The organism is Streptomyces sp. 891-h, assembly GCF_022760275.1.
GTDB classification, from domain to species: Bacteria; Actinomycetota; Actinomycetes; order Streptomycetales; family Streptomycetaceae; genus Streptomyces; species Streptomyces spirodelae.
In genome coordinates, this window is sequence record NZ_CP050693.1 from 2,287,405 (window position 1) to 2,312,043 (window position 24,639).

At 72.6% G+C, this 24,639-nt stretch carries 21 protein-coding genes; 13 read left to right on the forward strand and 8 right to left on the reverse strand.

From position 1 onward, the window contains the following. Positions 1–111: 111 nt before the first annotated feature. On the reverse strand, positions 112–1,311 hold the full coding sequence (locus HC362_RS09605) for an acetyl-CoA C-acetyltransferase (protein WP_243083470.1): 1,200 nt from the start codon (positions 1,309–1,311) through the stop codon (positions 112–114). 136 nt (positions 1,312–1,447) lie between these two features. Between HC362_RS09605 and mce the strand changes: the two genes are divergently transcribed. From mce to HC362_RS09640, 7 genes are all read left to right on the forward strand, one after another. Then, positions 1,448–1,891 carry a methylmalonyl-CoA epimerase gene (gene mce, locus HC362_RS09610; RefSeq protein ID WP_243083472.1) on the forward strand — a complete coding sequence of 148 codons (444 nt, stop codon included), beginning with the start codon at positions 1,448–1,450 and terminating at the stop codon, positions 1,889–1,891. Between the two features lie 413 nt (positions 1,892–2,304). Beyond that, positions 2,305–6,132, forward strand: coding sequence for a polarized growth protein Scy (scy, locus tag HC362_RS09615; RefSeq protein ID WP_279240084.1), 3,828 nt, complete (start codon positions 2,305–2,307; stop codon positions 6,130–6,132). A 125-nt stretch (positions 6,133–6,257) separates the two neighbouring features. Then, positions 6,258–7,208 (forward strand): cellulose-binding protein, encoded by a 951-nt coding sequence (locus tag HC362_RS09620; protein ID WP_209264603.1) that lies wholly within the window; start codon positions 6,258–6,260, stop codon positions 7,206–7,208. 205 nt (positions 7,209–7,413) lie between these two features. Continuing rightward, entirely contained in the window at positions 7,414–8,484 is a 1,071-nt protein-coding gene (locus tag HC362_RS09625) for an ATP-binding cassette domain-containing protein (RefSeq protein ID WP_243083474.1), read from the forward strand. Continuing rightward, positions 8,481–9,251 (forward strand): ABC transporter permease subunit, encoded by a 771-nt coding sequence (locus HC362_RS09630; RefSeq protein WP_243083476.1) that lies wholly within the window; start codon positions 8,481–8,483, stop codon positions 9,249–9,251. Before HC362_RS09625 ends, HC362_RS09630 begins: the two co-directional genes overlap by 4 nt. A 127-nt stretch (positions 9,252–9,378) precedes the next feature. Then, positions 9,379–10,722, forward strand: coding sequence for an ABC transporter ATP-binding protein (locus HC362_RS09635; RefSeq protein ID WP_243083478.1), 1,344 nt, complete (start codon positions 9,379–9,381; stop codon positions 10,720–10,722). Further along, the gene (locus HC362_RS09640) at positions 10,722–11,651 is read left to right on the forward strand and encodes an ABC transporter permease (RefSeq protein WP_243083480.1); all 930 of its coding nucleotides are present in this window, start codon (positions 10,722–10,724) and stop codon (positions 11,649–11,651) included. The genes HC362_RS09635 and HC362_RS09640 overlap by 1 nt, the downstream gene beginning before the upstream one ends. A gap of 38 nt (positions 11,652–11,689) precedes the next feature. Here HC362_RS09640 and HC362_RS09645 read toward each other — a convergent pair whose 3' ends face one another. Next, entirely contained in the window at positions 11,690–12,052 is a 363-nt protein-coding gene (locus HC362_RS09645) for an ATP/GTP-binding protein (protein WP_243083481.1), read from the reverse strand. 232 nt (positions 12,053–12,284) lie between these two features. Between HC362_RS09645 and HC362_RS09650 the strand changes: the two genes are divergently transcribed. Further along, positions 12,285–13,355, forward strand: a complete 1,071-nt coding sequence (locus tag HC362_RS09650; protein ID WP_243083483.1) for an LLM class flavin-dependent oxidoreductase — start codon at positions 12,285–12,287, stop codon at positions 13,353–13,355. 204 nt (positions 13,356–13,559) lie between these two features. Here HC362_RS09650 and HC362_RS09655 read toward each other — a convergent pair whose 3' ends face one another. Then, positions 13,560–13,952, reverse strand: a complete 393-nt coding sequence (locus HC362_RS09655; protein ID WP_243083484.1) for an SCO5389 family protein — start codon at positions 13,950–13,952, stop codon at positions 13,560–13,562. 218 nt (positions 13,953–14,170) lie between these two features. On the opposite strand from HC362_RS09655, the gene nucS reads away from it, so the two are divergent. Continuing rightward, positions 14,171–14,833: an endonuclease NucS gene (gene nucS, locus HC362_RS09660; protein WP_243083486.1), complete on the forward strand. Its 663-nt coding sequence runs from the start codon at positions 14,171–14,173 to the stop codon at positions 14,831–14,833. On the opposite strand, the gene HC362_RS09665 is transcribed toward nucS, so the two are convergent. The 5 genes from HC362_RS09665 to HC362_RS09685 all read right to left on the reverse strand — a co-directional run bounded on the left by HC362_RS09665 (position 14,785) and on the right by HC362_RS09685 (position 21,624). Then, positions 14,785–16,395, reverse strand: a complete 1,611-nt coding sequence (locus tag HC362_RS09665) for a PH domain-containing protein (RefSeq protein WP_243083489.1) — start codon at positions 16,393–16,395, stop codon at positions 14,785–14,787. The genes nucS and HC362_RS09665 overlap by 49 nt on opposite strands. A 118-nt stretch (positions 16,396–16,513) precedes the next feature. After that, the gene (locus HC362_RS09670; RefSeq protein ID WP_243083492.1) at positions 16,514–19,039 is read right to left on the reverse strand and encodes an ATP-binding protein; all 2,526 of its coding nucleotides are present in this window, start codon (positions 19,037–19,039) and stop codon (positions 16,514–16,516) included. 106 nt (positions 19,040–19,145) lie between these two features. Next, positions 19,146–19,529 (reverse strand): STAS domain-containing protein, encoded by a 384-nt coding sequence (locus tag HC362_RS09675; RefSeq protein WP_243083494.1) that lies wholly within the window; start codon positions 19,527–19,529, stop codon positions 19,146–19,148. A 405-nt stretch (positions 19,530–19,934) separates the two neighbouring features. Beyond that, on the reverse strand, positions 19,935–20,783 hold the full coding sequence (locus tag HC362_RS09680) for a 3-hydroxyacyl-CoA dehydrogenase family protein (protein ID WP_243083496.1): 849 nt from the start codon (positions 20,781–20,783) through the stop codon (positions 19,935–19,937). Positions 20,784–20,970: 187 nt separating this feature from the next. After that, positions 20,971–21,624, reverse strand: coding sequence for a TetR family transcriptional regulator (locus tag HC362_RS09685; protein ID WP_243083498.1), 654 nt, complete (start codon positions 21,622–21,624; stop codon positions 20,971–20,973). An 80-nt stretch (positions 21,625–21,704) separates the two neighbouring features. Here HC362_RS09685 and HC362_RS09690 point away from each other — a divergent pair, with 80 nt between their 5' ends. The 4 genes from HC362_RS09690 (at position 21,705) to HC362_RS09705 (ending at position 24,625) form a co-directional block, all read left to right on the forward strand. Next, positions 21,705–22,493 (forward strand): ATP-binding cassette domain-containing protein, encoded by a 789-nt coding sequence (locus tag HC362_RS09690; protein WP_243083499.1) that lies wholly within the window; start codon positions 21,705–21,707, stop codon positions 22,491–22,493. 108 nt (positions 22,494–22,601) lie between these two features. Next, entirely contained in the window at positions 22,602–23,357 is a 756-nt protein-coding gene (locus HC362_RS09695) for an ABC transporter permease (protein WP_243083501.1), read from the forward strand. A gap of 69 nt (positions 23,358–23,426) precedes the next feature. After that, positions 23,427–23,999 (forward strand): cob(I)yrinic acid a,c-diamide adenosyltransferase, encoded by a 573-nt coding sequence (locus HC362_RS09700; protein ID WP_243083502.1) that lies wholly within the window; start codon positions 23,427–23,429, stop codon positions 23,997–23,999. Further along, on the forward strand, positions 23,996–24,625 hold the full coding sequence (locus tag HC362_RS09705) for an HAD family phosphatase (RefSeq protein ID WP_243083504.1): 630 nt from the start codon (positions 23,996–23,998) through the stop codon (positions 24,623–24,625). Before HC362_RS09700 ends, HC362_RS09705 begins: the two co-directional genes overlap by 4 nt. Positions 24,626–24,639: the final 14 nt, after the last annotated feature.

A 24,639-nucleotide genomic window follows, 5' to 3' on the forward strand; every position in this document is an offset into this window, starting at 1 on the left:
CGAGACCGCTCCCTTGCTCGTGGGGTCTCCGCCCCTGTCTCCGTCCCCTGCTGCGCGGGCCCGGCCCCCGCTGGCGCGCCCCGGTCCTGACGGGGCGCGCCGGTCGTGTCCTTACGGGACGCGGAGGAGGAGGGCGTCGCCCTGGCCGCCGCCCCCGCACAGCGCCGCGGCGCCGAGACCGCCCCCGCGCCGCTTCAGCTCCAGCGCGAGGTGGAGGACGATGCGCGCCCCGGACATCCCGATCGGGTGGCCCAGGGCAATGGCGCCGCCGTTCACATTCACCTTTTCGGGGCCGACTTCGAGATCCTTCATCGACTGGTGCGCCACGGCGGCGAACGCCTCGTTGATCTCGATCAGATCGAGGTCCTCCACCGAGCGCCCCTCCTTCTTCAGCGCGTGCTGAATGGCGTTGGAGGGCTGCGACTGGAGCGAGTTGTCGGGCCCGGCGACATTCCCGTGCGCGCCGATCTCGGCGATCCACTCGACACCGAGCTCCTCGGCCTTCGCCTTGCTCATCACCACGACAGCGGCGGCGCCGTCGGAGATCTGCGAGGCGGAACCCGCCGTGATCGTGCCGTCCTTGGCGAAGGCGGGCTTCAGCTTGCCCAGCGACTCGGCGGTGGAGTCGCCCCGGATGCCCTCGTCCTCGGAGAAGAGCACGGGGTCGCCCTTGCGCTGCGGGATCTCCACAGGGGTGATCTCCGCGGCGAACAGCCCGTCGCGCTGCGCCGCGGCCGCGCGCTGGTGGGAGCGGGCCGCGATCTCGTCCTGCACGTCGCGCGGGATCCCCAGCCGGGCGTTGTGCTTCTCGGTGGAGGCGCCCATCGCGATTCCCTCGAAGGAGTCGGTGAGCCCGTCGTGGGCCATGGAGTCCAGCACCTCCAGGGCGCCGTACTTGTAACCCTCGCGCGACTTGGGCAGCACGTGCGGCGCGTTGGTCATGGACTCCTGGCCGCCGGCGACGACGACGTCGAACTCGCCCGCGCGCACCAGCTGGTCGGCGAGCGCGATGGCGTCGAGCCCGGAGAGGCACACCTTGTTCACCGTCAGTGCCGGGACGTTCATCGGGATGCCCGCCTTGACCGCGGCCTGGCGCGCCGGGATCTGCCCGGCTCCGGCCTGGAGCACCTGGCCCATGATCACGTACTCGACCTGGTCCCCGCCGATCCCGGCCCGCTCCAGCGCGGCCTTGATGGCGAAGCCGCCCAAGTCGGCACCGGAGAAGGACTTCAGCGAACCGAGCAGCCGCCCCATGGGCGTACGTGCTCCTGCGACGATCACGGATGTGGTGCTGCTGGAGGAGGCAGTCATCGGCGGATCCCTTCCGCGGGGAAGTTAACGAGGGTTACCACTCAAGATACTGAGCGGTACCACTTCGGGTCACCGGTCGGTGAGTGTGACCGTGCGCACGTTGCGTAACCGCGCGGAGAGCGCTGCACTGTTCCCCATGCTGACGCGTATCGACCACATCGGAATCGCCTGCCGCGACCTCGAAGCCACCGTCGATTTCTACTCTCGCACCTATGGCTTCCAGGTGTTCCACACCGAGGTCAACCAGGAGCAGGGCGTCCGCGAGGCCATGCTGCGGATCAACGGCACGGACGACGGCGGCGCGTCCTACCTCCAGCTGCTGGAGCCCATCCGGGAGGACTCCGCGGTCGCCAAATGGCTGGCCAAGAACGGCGAGGGCGTCCACCACATCGCGTTCGGCACCGCCGATGTCGACGGCGACTCCGAGGCCATCCGCGACAAGGGCATCCGGGTCCTCTACGACGAGCCCCGCCGCGGCTCCATGGACTCACGGATCACCTTCCTGCACCCGAAGGACTGTCACGGGGTGCTCACGGAACTGGTCACCGCGGCCACGCCCGGCGACGAAGACGCGCACTGAGGCGGCCCCCAGGCCCGGCTGGGGGTCCGGGGCCCCCGGGAAAACACAGCCTGCACGCGAAGGACTGTCACGGGTGCTCACAGAACTGGTCACCGCCGCCACGCCCGGCGACCAATCCCACTGAAGGCGGCACAGTGCCCGGCCGGGGGTCCAAAGGTCGTCCCCCGGGGAACTGCAGCCTCAGCCGCACCAACGGACCACTGACGTCTGCCTGCACGCCCGGTAGAGTGGGCTTCCGGCCGGGGCGGGCCCTCCCCACCCGTACAGAGATCTCCGGGCTGGGGGCTCGGTCCACGTTCCGCCGATGATCTGACACCATTTCCGGGAGACGTGTCCCTCAAGTCCGGGACACTTCTCCAGGGGCAGGGCTCGGATCATCTCCACGACTACCAGGGGACGGATGGGACCGCGCAGTGCGGGGCTACGACCGCTACGAGGCTGACGATCACCTCTCGCAGTTCGAGGCCGAGATGGAGCGGCTGAAGAAAGAGCGGGAGCGGGCCGTCGAGCATGCCGACGACCTCGGCTACCAGGTCGAAGTGCTGCGCGCCAAGCTGCACGAGGCGCGCCGCGCCCTGGCCACGCGCCCTGCGGGGTACGACAACCTCTCCCAGCAGGCCGAGCAGTTGCTCCGCAACGCCCAGCTCCAGGCCGACCAGATGCGCGCCGACGCCGAGCGGGAGCTGCGCGAGGCGCGCGCCCAGACCCAGCGGCTGCTCCAGGAACAGGCCGAGCAGCAGTCCCGGCTGGAGGCCGAGCTGCACGCCGAGGCGGTACGCCGCCGCCAGCAGCTCGACCAGGAGCTCGCCGAGCGCCGCGCCACGGTGGAGAACCACGTCAACGAGAACGTGGCCTGGGCCGAGCAGCTGCGCACCCGTACCGAGCAGCAGGCCCGTCGGCTCATGGAGGAGACCAGAGCCGAGGCCGAGCAGTCGCTCGCCCAGGCCAGGGCCGAGGCGCAGCGGCTGACCGAGGAGTCGCGGCAGCGGCTGAGCGCGGAGGCCGAGCAGGCCCGCAGCGAGGCCGAGTCGATCCTGCGGCGGGCCCGCGCGGACGCCGAGCGGCTGCTGAACGCCGCCTCCACACAGGCGCAGGAGGCCACCGACCACGCCGAGCAGCTGCGTACCTCGACCGCGAGCGAGGTGGAGACCAGCAGGCGCGAGTCGGCCGAGCTGATGCGCCGTGCCGAGGAGCGGATGCGGGAGGCCGAGGAGGCCCTGCGCGAGGCCCGCGAGAAGGCCTCCGAGCAGCTCCAGGAGGCCGAGGACGAGGCGGGCAAGCGGCTCGCGGACGCCGAGTCGGAGAACGAGCAGCGCACCCGTACGGCCAAGGCCGAGGTGGCGCGGCTGGTGGGGCAGGCCACCAAGGACGCCGAGGCGATCAAGGCCGAGGCCGAGCAGCTGCGCGAGGACGCCAGGGCCGAGGGCGAGCGGATGATCGCCGAGGCCCGTGAGAAGGCCCGCACCACCACGGCCGAGGAGTCGGCGAACCAGCTCGCCGAGGCCGCCCGTACGGCCGAGGACGTGCTCAACCGCGCCTCGGAGGAGGCCAAGGCCACCACGAAGTCGGCCGCCGAGGAGGCGGAGCGGCTGCGCCGGGAGGCCGAGGAGGAGGCCGACCGGCTGCGCGCCGAGGCGCACGACGTGGCCGAGCAGCTCAAGGGCGCCGCCAAGGACGACACCAAGGAGTACCGGGAAAGGACGGTCGAGCTCCAGGAGGAGGCGCGCAGGCTGCGCGGCGAGGCCGAGCAGTTGCGGGCCGAGGCGGTCGAGGAGGGCGAGAAGATCCGCGGCGAGGCCCGCCGTGACGCCGTCCAGCAGATCGAGGAGGCGGCCAACCGCGCGGAGGAGTTGCTGGGCAAGGCGAAAGCCGACGCCGAGGAGACCCGTACCGAGGCCACCACGGAGAGCGAGCGCGTCCGTACGGAGGCGATCGAGCGGGCCACCACGCTGCGCAAGCAGGCCGAGGAGGCGCTGGAGCGGGCCCGTACGGAGGCCGAGGAGCTGCGCTCGCAGGCCGAGGAGCAGGCCGAGCAGACGCGTACGGAGGCCGAGGAGGCCGCGCGGCGCACCCGCGAGGAAACCGAGCAGGCGCTCCGCGAGCGCAAGGCCGAGACCGAGACGGAGCTGGCCCGGCTGCGCGAGGAGGCCGAGGCCAAGCTGGCGCAGGCCGAGTCCGGTCTGACCGAGGCCCGTACGGAGGCCGAGCGGCTGCGGGACGAGGCCAGGGCGGAGGCCGAACGGCTGCGCTCCGAGACGGCCGAGCGGGTGCGCACGCTGCGCGAGCAGGCCGAGGAAGAGGCCGAACGGCTGCGCACGGAAGCGGCCTCGGACGCCTCGCAGGCCCGCGCGGAGGGCGAGTCGGTCGCCGTCCAGCTGCGCAGCGAGGCAGCGGCGGAGGCCGAACGGCTGCGCGAGGAGGCCAAGGCCACCGCCGACCGGGTACGCGCCGAGGCGGACGCGGCCGCCGAGCGGACCAACGCGGAGGCCGCCGAGGCGCTCACCGCGGCCCAGGAGGAGGCGGCCCGCCGCCGGCGCGAGGCCGAGGAGCTGCTGACCGCGGCCCGCGAGGAGGCGCACCAGGAGCGCACCGAGGCCCGCGAGCAGAGCGAGGAGCTGCTGGCCGCCGCCCGCAAGCGGGTCGCGGAGGCCCACGAGGAGGCCGAGCGGCTGACCGAGGAGGCCGAGCGCCGCGCGGCCGAACTCGTCTCGTCCGCCGAGGAGACGGCGCAGCAGGTGCGGGACTCCGTCTCGGGGCTGCGCGCGGAGGCCGAGGAGGAGATCGCCGGACTGCGGTCGGCCGCCGAGCACGCCGCCGAGACGCTGCGCCGGGAGGCGCAGGAGGAGACCGAGGCCGCCAAGTCGCTGGCGGAGCGGACCGTCTCGGACGCGATGGCGGAGGCCGAGCGCACCCGCGCCGACGCGCAGCGGGTCGGCGAGGAGGCACGCGCCGAGGCCGACCGGCTGCTGGACGAGGCCCGCGAACAGGCCGCCAACAAGCGCGGCGAGGCCGCGGAACAGGCCGACCAGCTCCTCGCCAAGGCCCAGGAGGAGGCCGCGCGGACCCGGACCGAGGCCGAGCAGTTCGACAGCGAGACCCGCGCGGAGGCCGAGAAGTACAGCCGGAACACCCGCGCCGAGGCCGAGCAGTTCAGCCAGGAGACGCGCGCCGAGGCCGAGCGGGTCGGCGCCCAGCTGCGCGCCGACGCCGAGCAGTTCAGCGAGCAGACCCGCGCCGAGGCCGAGCGGCTCGGCGAGGAGGCACGCGCCGAGGCCCAGCGGCTGCTGGACGAGGCCCGCGAACAGGCCGCCAACAAGCGCGGCGAGGCCGCGGAACAGGCCGACCAACTGCTCGCCAAGGCCCAGGAGGAGGCGCTGCGCACCCAGGCGGCCGCCGAGGAGCAGGCCGACTCGATGGTCGGGGCCGCGCGTACCGAGTCCGAGCGGCTGGTGACCGAGGCCAGGGCCGAGGGCCGGGAGCTGGTGGAGAAGGCCCGCTCCGACTCGGACACCATGCTGGAGGAGGCGCGCAGCGACTCCAGTGCGATCCGCGAGCGCGCTGAGGAGCTGCGGGCCCGGGTGGAGGCGGAGGTCGAGGAGCTGCACGAGCGGGCCCGCCGGGAGGCGGCCGAGGCGATGCAGTCGGCGGGCGAGCGCTGCGACAAGCTCGTACAGGCCGCCGAGGAGCAGTTGGCCGAGGCCCGGGCGAAGGCCGAGGAGCTGCGCGCGGACGCGGACGCCGAGGCCGGCCGGGTGCGTATCGCCGCCGTCAAGAAGGCCGAGGGGCTGCTCAAGGAGGCCGAGCAGAAGAAGGCCGCCATGCTGCGCGAGGCCCAGCAGGCGCGCGAGGAGGCCACGGAGGAGGCCCGGCGCACGGTGGAGGCCGGACAGCGCGAGCTGGATGTGCTGATGCGGCGCCAGGAGGACATCAACGCGGAGATCTCCCGCGTGCAGGACGTGTTGGAGGCGCTGGAGTCGTTCGAGACGCCGGGTGCCGCCGCAGCGGCCGGGTCGGGCTCCGGCAACTCGGGCAATACTGATTCCGCTTCCGATTCCGCTTCGGGCTCCGGCGGCTCCGGCTCCGGCGGGTCGGGGCGCGGTTCGGGCTCCGGCGCGGCATCTCCCGGCGCTGCCTCAGCTTCCGGCAAAAAGGGCGGACGTGACACCGGCACAAAGGGTGGTGTGACAGCGGGCGTTGGCGCTGGTACAACTCGTTCGAGTGGCAAGGGTTCGGAGAGTTAGCCACTCGAATGAGGGCACATTCTCCAGATCAAACACGCATAAGCTCGATGACACGCCGCTTCGACCCCTAGGATTCCCTCTATCACTCCCCCGTCTGATAACCCGTCTGACTCGACAGGAACCCCATGAGCGACACTTCCTCCCCCTTCGGCTTCGAGCTCGTGCGGCGTGGCTACGACCGCGGGCAGGTGGACGACCGCATCACGAAGCTCGTCGCCGACCGTGACAGCGCCCTGGCCCGTATCACCTCTCTGGAAAAGCGCATCGAGGAACTCCACCTCGAAACGCAGAACGCCCAGGCTCAGGTCAACGACGCGGAGCCGTCGTACGCCGGTCTCGGTGCCCGTGTCGAGAAGATCCTCCGCCTCGCGGAGGAAGAGGCCAAGGACCTGCGCGAGGAGGCCCGTCGCGCCGCCGAGCAGCACCGCGAACTCGCCGAGGGCGCGGCGCAGCAGGTGCGCAACGACGCCGAGGCGTTCGCCGCCGAGCGCAAGGCGAAGGCCGAGGAAGAGGGCGCCCGCATCGTCGACAAGGCCAAGAGCGAGGCCGCGTCGCTGCGCAGCGAGGCGGAGAAGGACGCGCAGTCCAAGCGCGAGGAGGCCGACACCCTCTTCGAGGACACCCGCGCCAAGGCGGCCCAGGCTGCCGCCGACTTCGAGACCAACCTGGCCAAGCGCCGCGAGCAGTCCGAGCGCGACCTGGCCTCCCGTCAGGCCAAGGCCGAGAAGCGGCTCGCCGAGATCGAGCACCGCGCCGAGCAGCTGCGCCTGGAGGCCGAGAAGCTGCGCACGGACGCGGAGCGCCGGGCCCGGCAGACCGTCGAGACCGCGCAGCGCCAGGCCGAGGACATCGTCGCCGACGCCAACGCCAAGGCCGACCGGGTGCGCAGCGAGTCCGAGCGGGAGCTGGCCGCGCTCACCAACCGCCGCGACAGCATCAACGCACAGCTCACCAACGTGCGCGAGATGCTGGCCACGCTCACCGGCGCCGCTGTGGCGGCGGCGGGCCAGCCCGGCGAGGAGGTCGGGGACGAGGAAGCCGCGGGCCGCTCGGTCCCGGCCCAGCAGACCCGCTGACGCCAAGATTCCCCGCGCCCCGAAGGGGCGCGGGGAACGGCGCGACCAGCCACCCACGAACCCGCACGCTGCGACACGCCGAAAGGGGCAGCCACGTTCACAGCCCCACAGCCCGCAAGCGGCGCACAGCGTTTCACATGTGCGGGTGATGTGCGGATAATGCGCACAAGTGGCGAGGGCCGATGCCGCCCCTTAGCGTCGAAGAATGATCGAGTTGCGAGACCTCACCAAGCGGTACGGGAACAAGCTCGCTGTCGACGGTCTCACCTTCACCGTACGTCCCGGTACGGTCACCGGCTTCCTGGGCCCGAACGGGGCGGGCAAGTCGACGACGATGCGGATGGTGCTGGGCCTGGACGCGCCAACCCGGGGCGATGTGCGTATCGAGGGCAAGCACTACGGCGAGCTGCGCGAGCCACTCAACAGCATCGGTGCGCTGCTGGAGGCCAAGGGCGTGCACGGCGGCCGCAGAGCCTACGACCATCTGCTGTGTCTGGCCCAGTCGAACGGCATCCCGGAGCGCCGGGTCGGCGAAGTGCTGGAGATGGTGGGCCTGCAGGATGTGGCGCGCAAGCGACCCAAGGGCTTCTCGCTCGGCATGGGCCAGCGGCTCGGTATCGCGGCCGCGCTGCTGGGCGACCCGCGCATCCTGATGTTCGACGAGCCGGTCAACGGGCTGGACCCGGAGGGCATCCACTGGATCCGCACCTTGATGCAGCAGCTCGCCAGGGAGGGCCGCACGGTCTTCGTGTCCAGCCATCTGATGAGCGAGATGGCACAGACCGCCGAGCACCTGGTCGTCATCGGTCAGGGGAAGCTGCTGGCTGACACCTCGATGGCGCAGTTCATCGCGGAGAACTCGCGTACGCATGTGCGGGTCCGCACCCCCGAGCCCGAGCGGATGCGGGACGCCCTCGTCGGGGCCGGGCTGCGGCCGGTGACCGGTACGGACGGTGCCCTGGAGGTGGACGGCGGGGACGCGCCGCGGATCGGCGAACTCGCCGCCGAGCACCGGGTGGTGCTGCACGAGCTGAGCACCCAGCGGGCTTCCCTGGAGGAGGCGTTCATGCGGCTGACGGCCCAGAGTGTCGAGTACCACGCCCACGCCCCGGGCGCCCCGGCCGCGCCACCGGGAGCGCAACCGCCGGGAATCCAGCCGCCACCGGGGGCGCAGGCACCACCGGGGGCACAGCAGCCGCCGGGGACACAGCCCCCACCGGGGGCGCAGGCACCGTCCGCCTGGGGCGAGGACTGGAAGAAGGGGCGCCGAGGATGAGTCACACCACCCGAGTGCTCAAGTCCGAGTGGACCAAGGTCCGCTCCGTCCGCTCCACCGTGTGGACGCTCACCACCGCGCTGCTCGTCTCCGTCGGTCTGGGTGCGCTGATCTGCGGGGTGACCGCCTCCACCTTCGACGACATGTCCACCGCGGACCGGGTGACGTTCGACGCCACCTACACCAGCTTCGCCGGGATGGGCATCGGCCAGCTCGCGATGATCGCGTTCGGCGTGCTGATCGTCTCGGCGGAGTACAGCACCGGGATGATCCGCAACTCGCTGGCCGCCGTGCCGCAGCGGGCCACGTTCCTGTGGTCCAAGGTGCTGATCGCCGGGGTACTGGTGCTGGTCGTCGGCATGGTCACCAGCTTCTGCGCCTTCTTCCTCGGACAGGCCCTGCTGGGCTCGCACGGGGTGGGCATCGGCGAGCCGGGAGTGCTGCGTGCCGTGGTCGGCGGCGGTCTCTACATGGCGCTGATCGCGATGTTCGCCGTCGGTATCACCTTCGTACTGCGCAGCCCGCTGCTGGCGTTCGCGATCCTGATGCCGTTCTTCTTCCTGATCTCCAACATCCTGGGCAATGTGGAGGCGACCAAGAAGGTCGGCCAGTACCTCCCGGACCAGGCGGGTACGACGGTGATGGCCGTGGTGCCCGACACCCTGGACCGGCCGTACGGGCCCTGGGAGGGGCTGTTGATCATGGTCGCGTGGACGGCAGCCGCGCTGGTGGCCGGCTTCGTCGTCCTCAAGAAGCGCGACGCCTGAGCCCGGCGGCCCCCGCTCGCCGCGTGCGCCTGGCGGGGGCCGCCGTAGGGAACCATTTCGGAGCCCCGTAACCTCCTAGGCCATGTCCGGGGGCGATCGAGCCCCGAACTGCGTCCAGGGGCAAAGGATGATCGAGGCGTACGGCCTGACGAAGCGCTACGGCGCCAAGACGGCCGTGTACAACCTGTCCTTCCAGGTGCGGCCGGGGGCCGTGACCGGGTTCCTGGGGCCCAACGGCTCCGGGAAATCCACCACGATGCGCATGATCCTGGGGCTGGACACACCGACCTCCGGCCGGGTGACCGTGGGCGGCCACAACTTCCGTGACCTGCCCAACGCACCCCGCCAGGTCGGTGCGCTCCTCGACGCGAAGGCCGTGCACGGCGGCCGCAGCGCGCGCAACCATCTGCTCTCCCTCGCCCAGCTGTCCGGCATCCCGGCCCGCAGGGTCGACGAGGTGCTGGGCGTGGTGGGGCTCCAGGACGTCGGCAAGAAGCGCTCCAAGGGCTTCTCGCTCGGCATGGGGCAGCGCCTGGGCATCGCGGCCGCGCTGCTCGGCGACCCGCAGGTGCTGCTCTTCGACGAGCCGGTCAACGGGCTGGACCCGGAGGGCATCCTGTGGGTCCGCAACCTGATGCGGAGGCTGGCGAGCGAGGGCCGGACGGTGTTCGTCTCCAGCCATCTGATGAGCGAGATGGCGCAGACCGCCGACCATCTCATCGTCATCGGGCGCGGACAGTTGATGGCCGACATGCCCGTGCAGGAGTTCATCGAGCGCAACTCCATCGGCTTCGCCCGGGTGCGCACCCCCGACGGAGAGCCCGAGCAGCGCGAGAAGCTGGTCTCGGCGCTGCAGGAGGCGGGCGGCCAGGCGCAGCCCGAGGAGGACGGCGCGCTGCGCGTCACCGGGCTGCCGCTGCCGCGCATCAGCGACCTGGCGCACGGCGCCGACGTCCGGCTGTGGGAGCTGTCGCCGCACCAGGCGTCCCTGGAGGAGGCGTACATGCGGCTCACCCAGGGCTCGGTCGACTACCGCTCGACCACCGACATGCGCGCCGGCCTGCAACAGCCGGTCGGTGCCCCCGCGATGGCAGCGCCCACGGCGGCACCGCCGGGAATGGTGCCCCCGCAGGCGGCGCCGGGGATGGCGGCGGCCCCGCAGATGCCGCCGGTCCCGCAGGGCAATCCGTACGCGGCCCAGCAGGCGGCTCCCCAGCCCGGAGCCCCGCAGCCCGGAGCCCCGCAGCCGGGCACGGCACCGCAGCCCGGCGCCGTCCCGCAACCGGGCGCCCCCGAGGGCGGCACGCTCCAGATGCGAGCGCCGCAGGCCCCGGCGGACGGAGCGAGCGCCCCGAACCCGTACGCCTCCGGCGCCACCGCACCCCCGGCAGGACCGATGGCCAAGGGCGCCCCCGCAGCCGCGGGCGGCGACGCGACCAGCACCGCCAAGAACGAAGGCGAGGACGCCTGATGAGCACCCAGCAGTACGAGGGCCAGGCGGCGTACGAGGGCCAGGCGGCCCCGCAGGCGAACTGGCCGAACGGCATCGCCCCCTACAGCTCGCCGATCCCGATGGCCCGTACCCACCTCGGTCACGCGCTCGTCGCGGAGTGGACGAAGATCCGCACGGTCCGCTCGACCGTGTGGACGCTCAGCGTGATGTTCGCACTGGTCGTCGGCATCGGGCTGCTCACGGCGGGGACACTGAGCGGCGAGACCTACACCGGGATGCCGCTGCTCTCCACCGGTTTGTTCGGCCTGATGCTGGGCCAACTCGGCGTGGTCACGCTCGGCGTGCTGGTCATCACCTCCGAGTACGGCACCGGAATGATCCGCACCACCCTCACCGCCTGCCCGCAGCGCGGCCGGGTGCTGCTGGCCAAGGCGCTGATCTTCTTCGGGCTGGCCTTCGTGATGACGACGCTGGCCTGCAGCCTCACCGCGCTGGTCAACTCCGCACTCCTGAGCGACCAGCAGGTTCCCTCGTACGTGGAGGAGGGGTCCTTCGGAGGGACAGTCGAAGGAGGGACGCTGGTCGCCTCCAGCGGCGAGTGGCTGGGCGCCACCATCGGCGCCGGGTTGTACGTGGCGCTGCTGGGACTGCTGTCGCTGGCGGTGGGCGCCCTGCTGCGCCACTCGGCGGGCGCGATCACCACGATGATGGGCGCCATTCTGCTGCCCGTGGTGGTCGGGCCGCTGATGCAGACCAGCGAGGCACTCAGGGACGTGGGCCAGAAGCTGGTCGAGTACTCCCCGCTCAACGGCCTTGCCTCCCTCTACCGCATCCCGATGAGCGACGACCAGGACGCCACCGGCTGGCCGCTGCTCGGCGGTCTGGCGATAGTCACGCTGATCGTCCTCGGGGTGGCCTACGCGCTGCTGCACAAGCGCGACGTGTAGCAGCCCGCCGGGGCTGCTCACCGCATGCCGCTGCCCGCTCAGTAGCGGGGCGCGTTACGGGACCGCTGGAGTCTGGCACTCCGGCGGTCCCGCGCGTTCCAGCAGGCGCGGTGCCAGTGGCGGCGGTCGGCCACATCGCCCTGAAGCGGCCAGGCGACGACGTGCGGGACGCCGGGCGGGATCTCCTGGTCGCAGCCGGGGCACCGGTAGTGCTTGACCGCGGCTCCGCCGCTTATCTGCCGGACCGCCCACTCCTCGCCGCGCCAGTCCTCGGTGCGCTCCAGGCCGAAGCGCTCCCGCTCGCTGGGCTCCTCGCCACCGCGCCGCACCCCGGAGCCGGTGCGGGCGGCCTTGGCTGACTTGACGGCACCGCTGCGGGAGCGGTTACGACGCGGGGACACGTGGGCACCTCGGGGTCGACAGCGTAGGACGAGTCCAGCGTACGCAGATGGGCGGCGGGCGCCCGCGGCTGTCCACAGGCACGGGCCGACTGGCGTTCATCTGATGAATGGCATGTCAGGCCGTGCCCTCGGCGCCCGTCCGCACGTTATTGCCGGGTGGGGTGCCCGGCCTTCCGGGGCCCCTGCCCTGGCCGGACCGGACGGCTGCGGGCAGTCACAAGGGCGGTGGGTAATGCGAGTTGGAGCTTTTGTCCTGGGTGCGCAGTTCCCGGGTCAGGGGCAGGACGAGGCGCTGGACCGTGCGGTGAGCACTGCCGAGGCGGCGGAGGAGGCGGGACTGGCCGAGGTCTGGCTGGCCGAGCACCACTTCGTTTCGTACGGCGTGTGCCCCTCGGCGGTGACTCTCGCGGGGGTCCTGCTGGGGCGTACCCGGCGGATCGGCGTCGGCACGGCCGTCAGTGTGCTGCCCAACACGCACCCGGTGGCGCTCGGCGAGCAGACCGCGCTGCTGCACCTGCTCTCCGGTGGCCGCTTCACGCTCGGCGTCGGACGCGGCGGGCCCTGGGTGGACCTGGAGGTCTTCGGCGGCGGGCTGAGCGCCTACGAGAAGGGCTTCCCGGAGGCGCTGGACCTGCTGCTGCGCTGGCTGCGCGAGCCCAGGGTGAGCGCGGACGGGGAGCGCTACCGCTTCCGCGAGGTGCAGGTGGTGCCGCGCCCGGAGAGCGCCGCCCTGCCCCGCGGGCCGGCCACGGGTGCCCGCGGAGCCGGGGAGGAGGGCGGTCCCGGTGTGGTCGTCGCCTGCACCTCACCGGGGTCGGTGCGGCTGGCCGCCGAACGGCTGCTGCCCATGCTGCTGGGCATGCACTGCGGGGACGAGGACAAGGCGGACATGACCCGCCTGTGGCGGCGTACGGCACTGGAGGCCGGGCACCCGTCCGAGGTTGTGGAGGCGGTTGCCGGGCGGCACGTGTCGGCGGGCGTGGTGCAGGTGGCCGACTCGCACAACGAGGCCCGGCGGTCGCTCACCAAGGCCATGCCCGGCTGGCTGCGCGAGGGACTGGGCCAGCATGTGACCGTCGACGGCAGGCCCCGTCCGATGCGCGACCCGGTCGGCTATACGGAGCTGCTGTGCGATCTGCACCCGGTGGGCGCGCCCCGGCTGTGCGCCGACCGGCTCGCGGCGACGGCGGAGCGCACCGGAATCGGCCGCTTCGCGCTGCTGGTCGAGGGCGGCGGCGAGCGCGACGGCACGCTGCGGAACGTGCACCGGCTGGCCGGTGAGGTGCTCCCGCTGCTCGGCTGAGCCGGGCAGCGGGCACGGCTGTCGGCACCCCCGCAGCAAAGGCTGAAAAACGTTGCAGGCGGCCCATGCCACCGGCACGGTCCGCCGGGTGTGGAGAGCGGTTCCGCCGTGTGCGGAGCGCGCTCCCGGCACGCCGCCGACGGTTGCGGCGGTGACACTCCACCGCCGCAATCGCCTCATGGCTCCGTCCGCCGTCCGGACCGCTCAGCAGTCGCGCAGCTCCGGGGACTGGTTGAGGAGCTGACCGCGTATGGAGGTGAACCGGGCGAGCCGGTCGTCCGCCGAGGCGTCGAGCGGGAAGACGGCGACACGGTGGCAGTTCTGGAAAGCGAGGCGCACGCCGAAGTGGCGCTCCAGCGCACCCCGGATGGCGTCGCTGGCCAGTGCGCGGAGCAATTGCCCGCGGTGCTGCTCATCCGGCGGCGGTGTCTGGTTGTCGGCGAACTCGCCGCCGTCCACCTTCAACTGAGCGACGAGCGAACTGACCATCTCCCAGGCGTACGGGAGGGAGGTGCGGACGCAGTCGATGAACGCCGCCTCATCCACCTCGCCACGCTCTGCCTGATCCAACAGCGCAGGTGGGACGTCGAGCGACATGGGTTTCTCCTCTCGCGACCCGGGCCCGGAAGCCGGGTCTCTTGGGGGTGAAGGGACATCACCGCGTAATCGCTCAACCTCGGACGGCGACGCCCAGCCTTACCGTACGGCCACCAGGGTGAGAGCAGCACGAGAATGGGAATACTCGCGCCATTGCCGAACACCCCATCCGGGGGCGAATCGCGCACCGCAGGGGCCGTCAAGTAGCGTGACCGACCATGCGTCTCGTCATCGCCCGCTGCTCTGTCGACTACGCCGGCAGGCTCACCGCGCACCTGCCCTCGGCGCCCAGACTCATCCTGGTCAAAGCGGATGGTTCGGTGTCCGTCCACGCCGACGACCGTGCGTACAAGCCCCTCAACTGGATGTCTCCCCCGTGCACCCTGAAAGAGGGAGACGACAAACGCTGGACGGTGGAGAACAAGGCAGGCGAGAAACTGATCATCACGATGGAGGAGATACTGCACGACTCCTCCCACGAGCTGGGCGTGGACCCGGGCCTGATCAAGGATGGCGTGGAAGCACACCTCCAGGAGCTCCTCGCCGACCGGATGGAGACCCTCGGCGAGGGCTGGTCACTGATCCGCCGCGAGTTCCCCACCGCCATCGGCCCCGTGGACATCCTGGGCAGGGACGGTGACGGGACGACCGTCGCCATCGAGATCAAGCGCCGCGGCGAGATCGACGGCGTCGAACAGCTCACCCGCTACCTGGAACTCCTCAACCGCGACCCGCATCTGGCCCCCGTCAAGGGCGTCTTCGCGGCCCAGGAGATCAAACCCCAGGCCCGGGTGCTCGCCACGGACCGCGGAATCGACTGCGTCACCCTCGACTACGACGCGCTGCGCGGTATCGAGGACGACAAACTCCGGCTGTTCTGAGGGCCGCTGCCCGCGGGCGGTGGCTCGGATTCCAGCGCACGCAGGATCCGGGTCAGATCGGCCGGTGCCGCCGCGAGGCGCACCGGCTCCCCCGCGTCGTCGAGTTCGGCGATGTGCCAGTTGCCGGGGACGGTGCCGCCGTCGTCGCCCCTGACGCGCCGCACCTGGCCGACGGTGAGCCGCTCCACCGGGATCGGCTTGGCCGCGAACCGGCCCGGTCCTGAGTGGGGCGTCACCGCGGGCGGACCGCCTCCGATGACGATGTGGGTACCGAAGCCGCGCGGGTTGTACGCGGTGTGCTCCAGGAAGCGTGCGGGAAGGAAGACTTCGCCTTCCTCCTCCGGGGAGGAGGAAGGGGCCGCCTCGGCCTCGCGGGCCGCAGCGGGGGTCCGCAGCCGGGTGGCGCGCCAGGCCCAGCCGAAGAGGACCAGCGTGCCCACCGAGCCCCCGGCCGTCCACGCGGTCACCCCGCCGGAGGCGAACGGGTCGGCGGGGTGGAGGTAGCAGAGCGGTACCAGCCACAGTGCCGAACCCACGAGCGCGCCCGCGAACGGGAGTGCCGAGGGGAGGACTTCGTCGTCCGGGCGCCGTCGCCCGCGCAGCCGCAGCACCACCTTGGCGCCGGGGTAGCCCGCGGCCAGGGCGAGAGCGGCGGCCAGCGCTGCCACATCTCCGGCGCCGGGGACGTGCTCGCTCCAGACGTGCCCCTCCCCCGCCACCTTCATCACCTGGCCGTGCCAGACGGTCACCTCGACGTGGTCGCCTGCCTCGAACGCGAGCGCCGCGTCGCGAGAGACGCCGATCCGCTCCAGCGGCCGGCCGCCGTCGAAGTACAGCCATCCCCGCTGCTTGGGCCGGTCGGCGTCGGTCCGCGCGATGACGGCCGGCACGCGGCTCAGGCAGTCCCCTCGCTCATCGGCGGGCGTCTGTGCCGTGCAGGGTGCGGCCGTCTGCCACGCCCGCTCGTACGAGCCGGCGTCCGGCACGTACGAGGCGGCGACGCCCGCGCCCGCGAGCAGCAGCACGAACAGGCTCAGCGCCCCCGCCCAGGGCCGTCCCCGGGTGCGGTACGAGAGCACGGGGAGGTGGTCGGAACCGGGTGCCCCGTGGCGGCGGTGCAGTCCGCGCAGCTCCTCCAGCGTGGCGCGGAAGTCCGCGTCCTCGTAGAGGCCGCGTGGCAGGGGCAGGAGGCGCTTGCGGCCGTCCCGCAGCACCACGCTGACCCGGCCGGTGGTCTCGGCCCGGTGGTTGAGCTCGTGCCGCAGATACACCCGCAGATCGACGACGTCGGTCCACGGCGCGCTCCACCGGCGCAGCAGCGTACGGGAGCGCAGGCCGTGCGCGTCGGCGGTCACCCGCGCGGTGACCGCGTACAGCGCCGCCGCGCCCGTCAGCGCGAAGAACAGCGCGACGGCCGCCCACACGCCCCACGGCCCGCCCCGGTGCGCCAGGCCCACAGCGCACGCGGCAGCACCGGCGGCACCGGCAGCACCGACCCCGGCGCACGACCACAGGGTGCGCTTCCAGCGGGGACGGCAGATCATTTCTCGGCCCTCGGTCATGGTGCGAATCCTGCCGCTGCGGGGTCGTCCGCGCCTGTGCACGGTGCGGCAGCCTCCCGGCGAGCGTCACTGCCGATGTACGGCAGAACCGGCCCGGACACCCGGCGGACGCCCGCTGCTACGACGCCGAAGGGTCCGCCGAGCCGGAGCCTGAGGCCGAGCCTGTGCTCTGCCCGCTGCTCGGGGAGCGGTCGGTCGATGTGGCGGTGTCGTCCGCGCTGCCGGTCGGGGTCTTCGGCGGCGGGTCCTGCGAGGACGGGTCGTCGCTGGGGCTGGGCGACGGGTCCTGCGAGGAGGGCGGGTCCTCGGGCGAGGAGGACGGGGGCCGGTTCGGCGAGGACGGCGGGCGCTGGGGCGAGGACGGCGGCTGCTGCGAGCTGCCCGGGTCGCCGGGGGCGCTGGAGGAGTCCCGGGGCGAGCTCGGCCCGTTCTCGGGCTCCCCGTTGTCCTGCGGGGTGGTCGGCGCCTCGGGGTCCTGCGACGGCTTGCCGGCCGCCGGCTGCGGCCGGTCGGGCTGTCCGCTCCGGCCGTCGTCGCCGGGGGACTCGTCGCCGGGGGCGTTGTCCTCGTCGTCCTGGGAGGTGCCGGCGTCCGGTTTGACGGAGTCCGGGGGGCTGTCGTCGGAGACCGTGCCGAGGGTGACGACGGTGCCGAGAACGGCGGCGAGCAGTGCTCCGGCACCTGCCGCTGCCAGGTTCCGCTTGCTGCTGGCGAAGGCGCGCCAGCCGCGCGGTGCGGTGTGCCGCCCGCCCGAGCGCGCGCCGTGTGAGGCGGAGCCGGTCGCGTCGTGAGCGCCGTCCGCCGGTGAGACCAGCGTCTCTCCCGGCTGCTGCTGAGCCGCGGCGGCCGACATCACCGTCGTGGTGGCCGCGTCGGTCTCGGCACCTGCCGCGGCCACGGCCCCGGGAGCGCCCAGGGCCGGGGTGTCCCCGGGGGTGTCAGCCGTGCCTGTCCCGGCAGCCTGCTGTGCGGTCGCCGCAGTCGTGCCCGGTGCCGGTGGCAGCCCGGCTGCGGGCGCGGACGGCAGCGCGGCCGGTCCCCGGGTGCCGGTCGCGGCGAGCCGGTCGGTCACCAGTGCCAGCGCTCTGCGGGCCGCGACCATGCCGCGCTGCTCGGCCAGGGTGCCGCGCAGTCCGAGGGCCGTCTCCAGCTCGGAGCGGGCCCGCTCCGGGTTGCCGGCGGAGAGGGCGAGGATGCCCAGCTCGTGATGGAAGTAGGCCTCTTCGGCGAGCTCGCCGGAGGCCCGTGCCGCCTCCTGGCCGCAGCGCAGCACCCGCTCCCAGGCGCTCCAGCGCATCCCGGCCGCCAGTACGGGCGCCACGGTACGGGCCAGCAGGACCGCCGCGTTGGCGTTCCCGTCGCGCTGGGTGGCGCGTACGGCGGCCAGCAGCGCGTCGGCCTCCAGTGCGACGCGGTCGGCGGTGACCGAGGACTGCCCGGCCCACCAGCTGTAGTGCTGTGCGGCGGCGAGCGCGTAGGCGGCGCGGCCGTCGGCGAACCCGGCGTCGGTCAGCTCGGCGGCGACACCGGCGGCGAGCTTGAAGTGGCCGCCTGCCGGGCTGATCAGCCCGGAGGTCAGCAGTTCGGTGACGCTGTCCTCGGCCTGCGGGTCGTTGGTGAGCGCCGGGAGGTGGTCGGAGTGCGGCAGCTCCCCGTCGAGCGCGAGGGCCAGCCGCAGTGCTCCGCGTCCGGCCTCGGTCAGCGCCGCGGCCAGCAGCGGGGCCAGTGCCACATCGTCCGGCAGTTCGGCCACGAGACTGCCGCTGCCCTGGAGCCGCAGCAGTGCCCCGGCCTGGACGAAGCGCAGCGGCAGCCCCTCGGAGCCGAACCACAGGTCGGCCGCCCAGTCGGCCTCGTCGTCGGTGAGCTGGCGGTGGACGGCCCGCTCCATCAGCTCCATACAGGCGGTGCGGCTGAGCCCCGGCAGGAACATCTCCTCGACGTAGCTGCCGGGGGCCGGGGCGGGAGCGTCGGGTGTGGCGGTGAAGAGGAAGGCGCACTCGGGAGTGGCCCGCAGCAGCTCGTCCAGGGCCGCGCCGCCGAACTCCAGGTCGTCGACGAGGACGACCGCGCCGACCTGGCCGAGCGCGCCGACCAGCTCCGCCTTGCCCGGGCGGTGCAGGGGCGCGCTGTGCACGGCGGCGAACAGGTCGTACATCAGGTCGCTGGGGGTGCGCCGGTAGCCGCTGAGGCGGACGACTCCGTCGGGTGCGAGCGAGGCCACATCGGCGGCAACTGCGTCCAGGAGGACGCTGCGGCCCGATCCGGCGGGGCCGGTGAGCCGGACGGAGCGGCCGCGGGAGAGCAGCCGGGAGAGCCGGTCGCGCTCCTCGTCCCGCTCCAGCAGGCTGCCGGGCGGCAGCGCAGCGGCGGCGGAGGCCTGTGGGACGGGGCGCTCCTGCGAGGCGCGCTTTGGCGGGGTGCCGTGCCGCTCCCCGGGCGGGCAGGGTTCGATCTCGCTGCCGTCGACGGGGTTGACCGTCACGAGGTACTGGTCGGCCACGAGCCGGACGGCACGGGCCGGCTCGCCGGCCGTCCCGGCGCCCGCCTCATTGCCGGTTCCGCCGCTCGTCCCGCCGCCGGTGGTCGCCTGCTCGTCCCCGGGTGCGTGTCGCTCGCTGCCGTGCCGTTCCATCGTCGTCATGTCTCCCAAGAGGTGGCGCGCCCGACCGAACGGGAGGGGCCGGTCCGGTGCGCGGCCTCCATTGTCCAGGAAGGGGCGACGCGCGGGGACGGTACCGGCCTGATTGTCATGGCTTCGCCAGAATCCCGGGCTGTGCGGAGCGGGACCTGCTCGCCCGGGTGGCGCCCGAAGCCGCCGGGGAGCCGCCGCCCGGCGCCGTGGTCTCGATGGCGAGGATGCGGTGCAGCCGGGTGGCCACCAGCAGGCGCTGCATCTGTGGGGGCACCTCGCGCAGGACGAGCCTGCGGCCGCACCGACCCGCGCGGCGGTGGGCGCCCATGATCACGCCGAGCCCCGTGGCGTCCCACGAGTCGAGCTCGGCGAGGTCCAGCACCAGGTCGCCGTCGCCCGAGTCGACGGCTGCGTGCAGGACCGTACGGGCGTCCGCCGCGCTGCGGACGTCAAGACGACCTCCGACGACCAGCTCGGCGTGGTCGCCCCTGATGTGCATATGCGCTCCCCGGAGTGGTTCCGTCGCTTTTCGGCGCTTGCGTGTGCTCTCGGTGCCCGAGTCCGGCGCCGGCGCCGACGTCGGCGCGCCGGACGCCCGCTGTCGCCGCCGGCCGGGCGGTGGCCCGTCGTGTCGCCGTGGCCGCCTCGTGGTGACCGTCTCGTGCTGTGGCCGTCTTCTTCACTTGTTGTGGCGGGCTTCACTACTGATGACTGACGCCGCAGCGGTGTGGTTGCCGTCCGTGTCCTGACCGATACCGGATTTCACCCCCGTGAGGGAGCACGAGAGCCGGACGGGGCGGCCGCCCCGCCCTCCGGGGTCCACACCGCGGGGCCGCGCCCCGGGGCCGAGCCGCTTCGCCGTTCTGCCCGGTACCGGACGGCTCAGTGCGAGTGGAAGCCCTGCTCAGTGCGAGTAGAAGCCCTGTCCGGCCTTCCGGCCCAGGTCGCCCGCGTCGACCATGCGCCGCATCAGCTCCGGCGGGGCGAACTTGTCGTCCTGGGACTCGGTGTGGATGTTCTCGGTGGCGTGCAGCAGGATGTCGACGCCGGTCAGGTCGGCGGTGGCCAGCGGCCCCATGGCGTGGCCGAAGCCGAGCCGGCAAGCGGTGTCGATGTCCTCGGCCGAGGCGACGCCGGACTCGTAGAGCTTGGCCGCCTCCACCACCAGCGCGGAGATCAGGCGGGTGGTGACGAAGCCGGCGACGTCCCGGTTGACGACGACGCAGGTCTTGCCGACCGACTCGGCGAACGCCCGCGCGGTGGCGAGCGTCTCGTCGCTGGTCTTGAGGCCGCGCACCAGCTCGCACAGGGCCATCATGGGCACCGGCGAGAAGAAGTGCGTGCCGACGACCCGCTCCGGCCGGCTGGTGGCTGCGGCGATCTTGGTGATGGGGATGGCCGAGGTGTTGGAGGCCAGCACGGCCTCCTCTCCGGCGAGCTTGTCGAGGGCCGCGAAGATCTCCCGCTTGACCTCGATCTTCTCGAAGACGGCCTCGACGACGATGTCCGCCTCGGCCGCGGCGTCCAGGTCCGTCGTGGTGGTGATCCGGGCCAGTGCCGCTTCGGCGTCGGCGGCCTCCAGCTTCCCCTTGGAGACGAACTTGTCGTACGACGCCTTGATCCCGTCCGTGCCACGGGTGAGCGCCTCGTCCGTCACATCGCGGAGCGTCACGTCCCAGCCGGCCTGGGCCGAGACCTGTGCGATTCCGGAGCCCATCAGTCCGGCTCCGATGACGGCGAGCTTCTTCGCCACGTTCTTCACCCTCACTTCGTCCCGCCGGGCCGCGCGCCCGCTGTTGCGGCGAGCCCCAGCGCCTTGTGAATGACCGTCCGTTGGGCGGACATTAGCGCCTTACGGGCGGACGTGGGGGACGAAGAGACACGTATCACGTCTCACATGGCGGACGTCACACCAGGCCGGCGGCGGGGGCCGGGAGGGCTCACCGGCCGGGCTTCGTCGCGTAGTTGAGGAACTCGCCGGTGACGAAGGACTCGAAGGCGTCCACCTTGGCGAGCGCCTCCCGCGCGGCCTGTTCGGGTGAGGTTCCGTCGGCGATGCTCAGCGTGGCGCCGCGCGTCACGAGGTTGACCAGGTTCACCAGTTCGTAGGCGACGAGCTCGGGCATCGGATCGCCGGGGGCCGCGCCCGTCTCGGCGACCAGGGTGTCCTTGAGCCGGTTCGCGGTGCGGTGGTGCATCACCATCAGCCGGGCGACCAGCGCGGGCGACTCCCGCACCACGCACATGAACTCGCCGAAACCGTCCCGGATGCCCGCGTACAGGTTCTGCTCGGCGATGTCCTCGCGGAGCCTGCCCAGTACGGCGGCGGCAGCCGACTGGCCCGGCGCGCGGTCGCGCACCAGCGCCGCCGCGCGGTCGACCATCTCCTCCTCGCGGTCGAAGAAGAGGTCCTCCTTGGCCGGGAAGTAGTTGTAGACGGTGTTGACCGAGACGTCCGCGGCCTCGGCGATCTCCGCGATGGTGACCGCGTCGAAGCCGCGCGCCATGAACAGCCCCGTGGCGATGTCGGAGATCCGCCGGCGGGTCTCGCGCTTCTTCCGTTCTCTGCGGCCCTCGGGGGCTGTGCTGGTCATGCCCTCATCGTAGGCCAAGATGGGGCCTCTCAAATTTTGGGGAGGTTGCAACTTTTAAGTGACTCTGTTTTTCTTGGGCCATGCCAGCAGCCATCCACACCACCGGGCTGACCCGGACCTTCCGCACCAAGTCCCGCACCGTCGAGGCCGTACGCGGCATCGACCTGACCGTCGAGCAGGGCGAGATCCTCGGCTTCCTCGGCCCCAACGGAGCCGGCAAGACGACCACGCTCCGGATGCTCACCACACTGCTGCCGCCCACCTCGGGGACGGCGACCGTGGCCGGCCACGACCTGGTCGCCGACCCCACGGGAGTGCGGAAGCGCATCGGCTACGTCGCACAGTCCGGCGGCGTCGACCCCACCGTCAGCGTCCGCGAGGAGCTGACCACCCAGGGCAGGCTCTACCGGCTCGGCCGGAGCGAGGCAGCCCGCCGCACCGAGGAGCTGGCCGGTGAACTCGGCCTGAGCGCCCTGCTGGACCGGCCCTGCGGCGCCCTCTCCGGCGGCCAGCGGCGCCGGCTGGACATCGCCATGGCACTCACCCACAGCCCCGCGCTGCTCTTCCTCGACGAGCCGACGACCGGTCTCGACCCGGGAAGCCGCGCCGACCTGTGGCAGCTCGTGCGGCGGCTGCGCGACGAGCGCGGTATGACCGTCTTCCTGACCACGCACTACCTCGACGAGGCCGACGCGCTCGCCGACCGGCTGGTCATCGTGGACGACGGCCGCGTCGTGGCGCAGGGCACCTCCGCAGAGCTGAAGCACGCCCACGCTGGTTCGGCGGACGCCAGCCTCCAGGACGCCTTCATCGCCCTCACCGGACGCGAGACACAGCGCGAGCAGGAAGCGGCCCCCGTCGCCGTATGAGCGACGGTCGCGGCGCGGCGACCGGCGACCGGCGACCGGCGACCGGCGACCGGCGAAGAACGCCTCCCCACTCCAGGCAGACGACCCCACAGAGAACGGACACCTCGTATGTCCCACTTGTTCACCGATACCGGCATCATCGCCGGGCGCTACATCCGGCAGACGGCCTCCTCCAAACTCGGGCTGCTGTTCGGGGCGCTCCAGCCGCTGCTCTTCCTCGTCCTCTTCGGCCCGCTGCTGGAAGACCTCCACCTCGGCGGGGACGGCGACTCCTGGCAGACGCTGGTACCGGGGCTCCTCGTCCAGCTCACCCTGTTCTCCTCCGCCTTCGCCGGGTTCACGATCCTGATGGAGAAGCACACCGGCGTGGTCGAGCGGATGCGGGTCACCCCCGTCAGCCGGCTCGCGCTGCTGCTGGGCCGGCTGGTGCGCGACTCGCTCCAGCTGTTCGCGCAGTCGCTGCTGCTCGTCCTGGTCGGCGTCGCGATGGGGCTGCGCGCCCCCGTGACGGGAGTGCTGATCGGCTTCGTCCTGGTCGGCCTGCTCGCCGCGTCGCTCGCTTCGCTGTCGTACACGCTGGCCATGCGCGTCAACTCGCCGCAGGAGTTCGCCCCCGTCGTCAGCTCCCTCAACATGCCCGCCGTGCTGCTGAGCGGCATCCTGCTGCCGATGACACTGGCACCGGGGTGGCTGGACACGCTCTCGCGCTTCGTGCCCTTCCGGTACGTCGTCGACGCGGTGCGGCACGCCTTCACGGGGGACTACGGGGACGGCTCCGTCATCCTCGGAGCCGCGGTGGCTGCCGCCCTGGCCGTCGTGTCGCTGGGTCTGGGCACGCGGGTGTTCCGCAAGGTGAGCGCGTAACGCCCTTGCCCCTCCCCGGGGGCGCCGGGCCTCAGCCCCCGCGTCCGGGGGCCCCGTTACGCTCGGCGCATGGTTAACCTCACGCGGATCTACACCCGAACCGGCGACCAGGGCACCACAGCGCTCGGCGACATGAGCCGCACCGCCAAGACCGACTCCCGTATCGCGGCGTACGCGGACGCCAACGAGGCGAACGCCGCGATCGGGGTGGCGCTGGCCCTCGGACAGCTGAACGAGGAGATCAGTGCCGTCCTGCTGCGGGTGCAGAACGACCTGTTCGACGTGGGCGCCGACCTGTCGACGCCCGTGGTGGACAACCCCGAGTTCCCGCCGCTGCGGGTCGAGCAGGCCTACATCGACAAGCTGGAGGCCGACTGCGACCGCTTCCTGGAGGGGCTGGAGAAGCTGCGCTCGTTCATCCTGCCGGGCGGTACGGCGGGCGCGGCGCTGCTGCACCAGGCGTGCACCGTCGTCCGCCGCGCCGAGCGCTCCACCTGGGCGGCGCTCGAGGAGCACGGCGAGACGATGAACCCGCTGACCGCGACCTACCTCAACCGCCTCTCCGACCTGCTGTTCATCCTCGCGCGTACGGCCAACAAGCCGGTCGGCGACGTGCTGTGGGTGCCGGGCGGCGAGCGGTGAGCTCACCGGTGCCGGGTCGGCCCGCGCTGCTGATGGACCTGGGCGGCGTGCTGGTGGAGGACATGCTGCCGGCAGCCGCCGCCAAGTGGTCGGCCCGGCTGGGCATCACGGAGCGGGACTTCGTCACGGCCGTCTACGCGGGCAACGACACCGAGGTGCTCGTCGGCCGGATGAGCGGCGCCGCCTGGTGGTCGGTGGTCCGCCAGCGGCTCGCGCTGGACGAGGGCGGCCTCGCCGAACTGCGCCGGGATCTGGCGGGCGATCCCGTCTGGGACCGGGCGCTGCTGGACGCGGTGGCCGCACTGCGGGGGCGGGCCCGTATCGCCTTCGTCAGCAACGCCTGGCCGGACGCCCGCCCCAACCTGGCCCCGCGCCTGTCCGTCGCCGACGAGGCCGTGCTCTCCTGCGAGGTGGGCTTCGCCAAGCCCGATCCGCGCATCTACCGGCACACACTCCAACTGCTGGGCGCCACGGCCGAGGAGTCGCTGTTCGTCGACGACGTCCCGGAGAACGTCGAGACCGCGCGCGCCCTGGGCATGGCGGGCCACCTGCACACGGACTCCGCCGGCACCCGCGCCGCCATCGAGGCGTTCGCCGCCAGGCTGCCCGGCCCCGACGGAGACTGACCGTAGGTCAGCGG

What these genes read in the sequence shown, in the direction of transcription:
- HC362_RS09670 (WP_243083492.1), bottom strand. Translation starts at nt 19,039, where the DNA reads ATGACGACGATGGAACGGCACGGCAGCGAGCGACACGCACCCGGGGAC.
- HC362_RS09620 (WP_209264603.1), top strand. Translation starts at nt 6,258, where the DNA reads ATGAGCGACACTTCCTCCCCCTTCGGCTTCGAGCTCGTGCGGCGTGGC.
- HC362_RS09650 (WP_243083483.1), top strand. Translation starts at nt 12,285, where the DNA reads ATGCGAGTTGGAGCTTTTGTCCTGGGTGCGCAGTTCCCGGGTCAGGGG.
- HC362_RS09695 (WP_243083501.1), top strand. Translation starts at nt 22,602, where the DNA reads ATGTCCCACTTGTTCACCGATACCGGCATCATCGCCGGGCGCTACATC.
- HC362_RS09655 (WP_243083484.1), bottom strand. Translation starts at nt 13,952, where the DNA reads ATGTCGCTCGACGTCCCACCTGCGCTGTTGGATCAGGCAGAGCGTGGC.
- HC362_RS09685 (WP_243083498.1), bottom strand. Translation starts at nt 21,624, where the DNA reads ATGACCAGCACAGCCCCCGAGGGCCGCAGAGAACGGAAGAAGCGCGAG.
- HC362_RS09700 (WP_243083502.1), top strand. Translation starts at nt 23,427, where the DNA reads ATGGTTAACCTCACGCGGATCTACACCCGAACCGGCGACCAGGGCACC.
- HC362_RS09625 (WP_243083474.1), top strand. Translation starts at nt 7,414, where the DNA reads ATGATCGAGTTGCGAGACCTCACCAAGCGGTACGGGAACAAGCTCGCT.
- nucS (WP_243083486.1), top strand. Translation starts at nt 14,171, where the DNA reads ATGCGTCTCGTCATCGCCCGCTGCTCTGTCGACTACGCCGGCAGGCTC.
- HC362_RS09665 (WP_243083489.1), bottom strand. Translation starts at nt 16,395, where the DNA reads ATGACCGAGGGCCGAGAAATGATCTGCCGTCCCCGCTGGAAGCGCACC.
- HC362_RS09690 (WP_243083499.1), top strand. Translation starts at nt 21,705, where the DNA reads ATGCCAGCAGCCATCCACACCACCGGGCTGACCCGGACCTTCCGCACC.
- mce (WP_243083472.1), top strand. Translation starts at nt 1,448, where the DNA reads ATGCTGACGCGTATCGACCACATCGGAATCGCCTGCCGCGACCTCGAA.
- HC362_RS09605 (WP_243083470.1), bottom strand. Translation starts at nt 1,311, where the DNA reads ATGACTGCCTCCTCCAGCAGCACCACATCCGTGATCGTCGCAGGAGCA.
- HC362_RS09630 (WP_243083476.1), top strand. Translation starts at nt 8,481, where the DNA reads ATGAGTCACACCACCCGAGTGCTCAAGTCCGAGTGGACCAAGGTCCGC.
- HC362_RS09640 (WP_243083480.1), top strand. Translation starts at nt 10,722, where the DNA reads ATGAGCACCCAGCAGTACGAGGGCCAGGCGGCGTACGAGGGCCAGGCG.
- HC362_RS09675 (WP_243083494.1), bottom strand. Translation starts at nt 19,529, where the DNA reads ATGCACATCAGGGGCGACCACGCCGAGCTGGTCGTCGGAGGTCGTCTT.
- HC362_RS09635 (WP_243083478.1), top strand. Translation starts at nt 9,379, where the DNA reads ATGATCGAGGCGTACGGCCTGACGAAGCGCTACGGCGCCAAGACGGCC.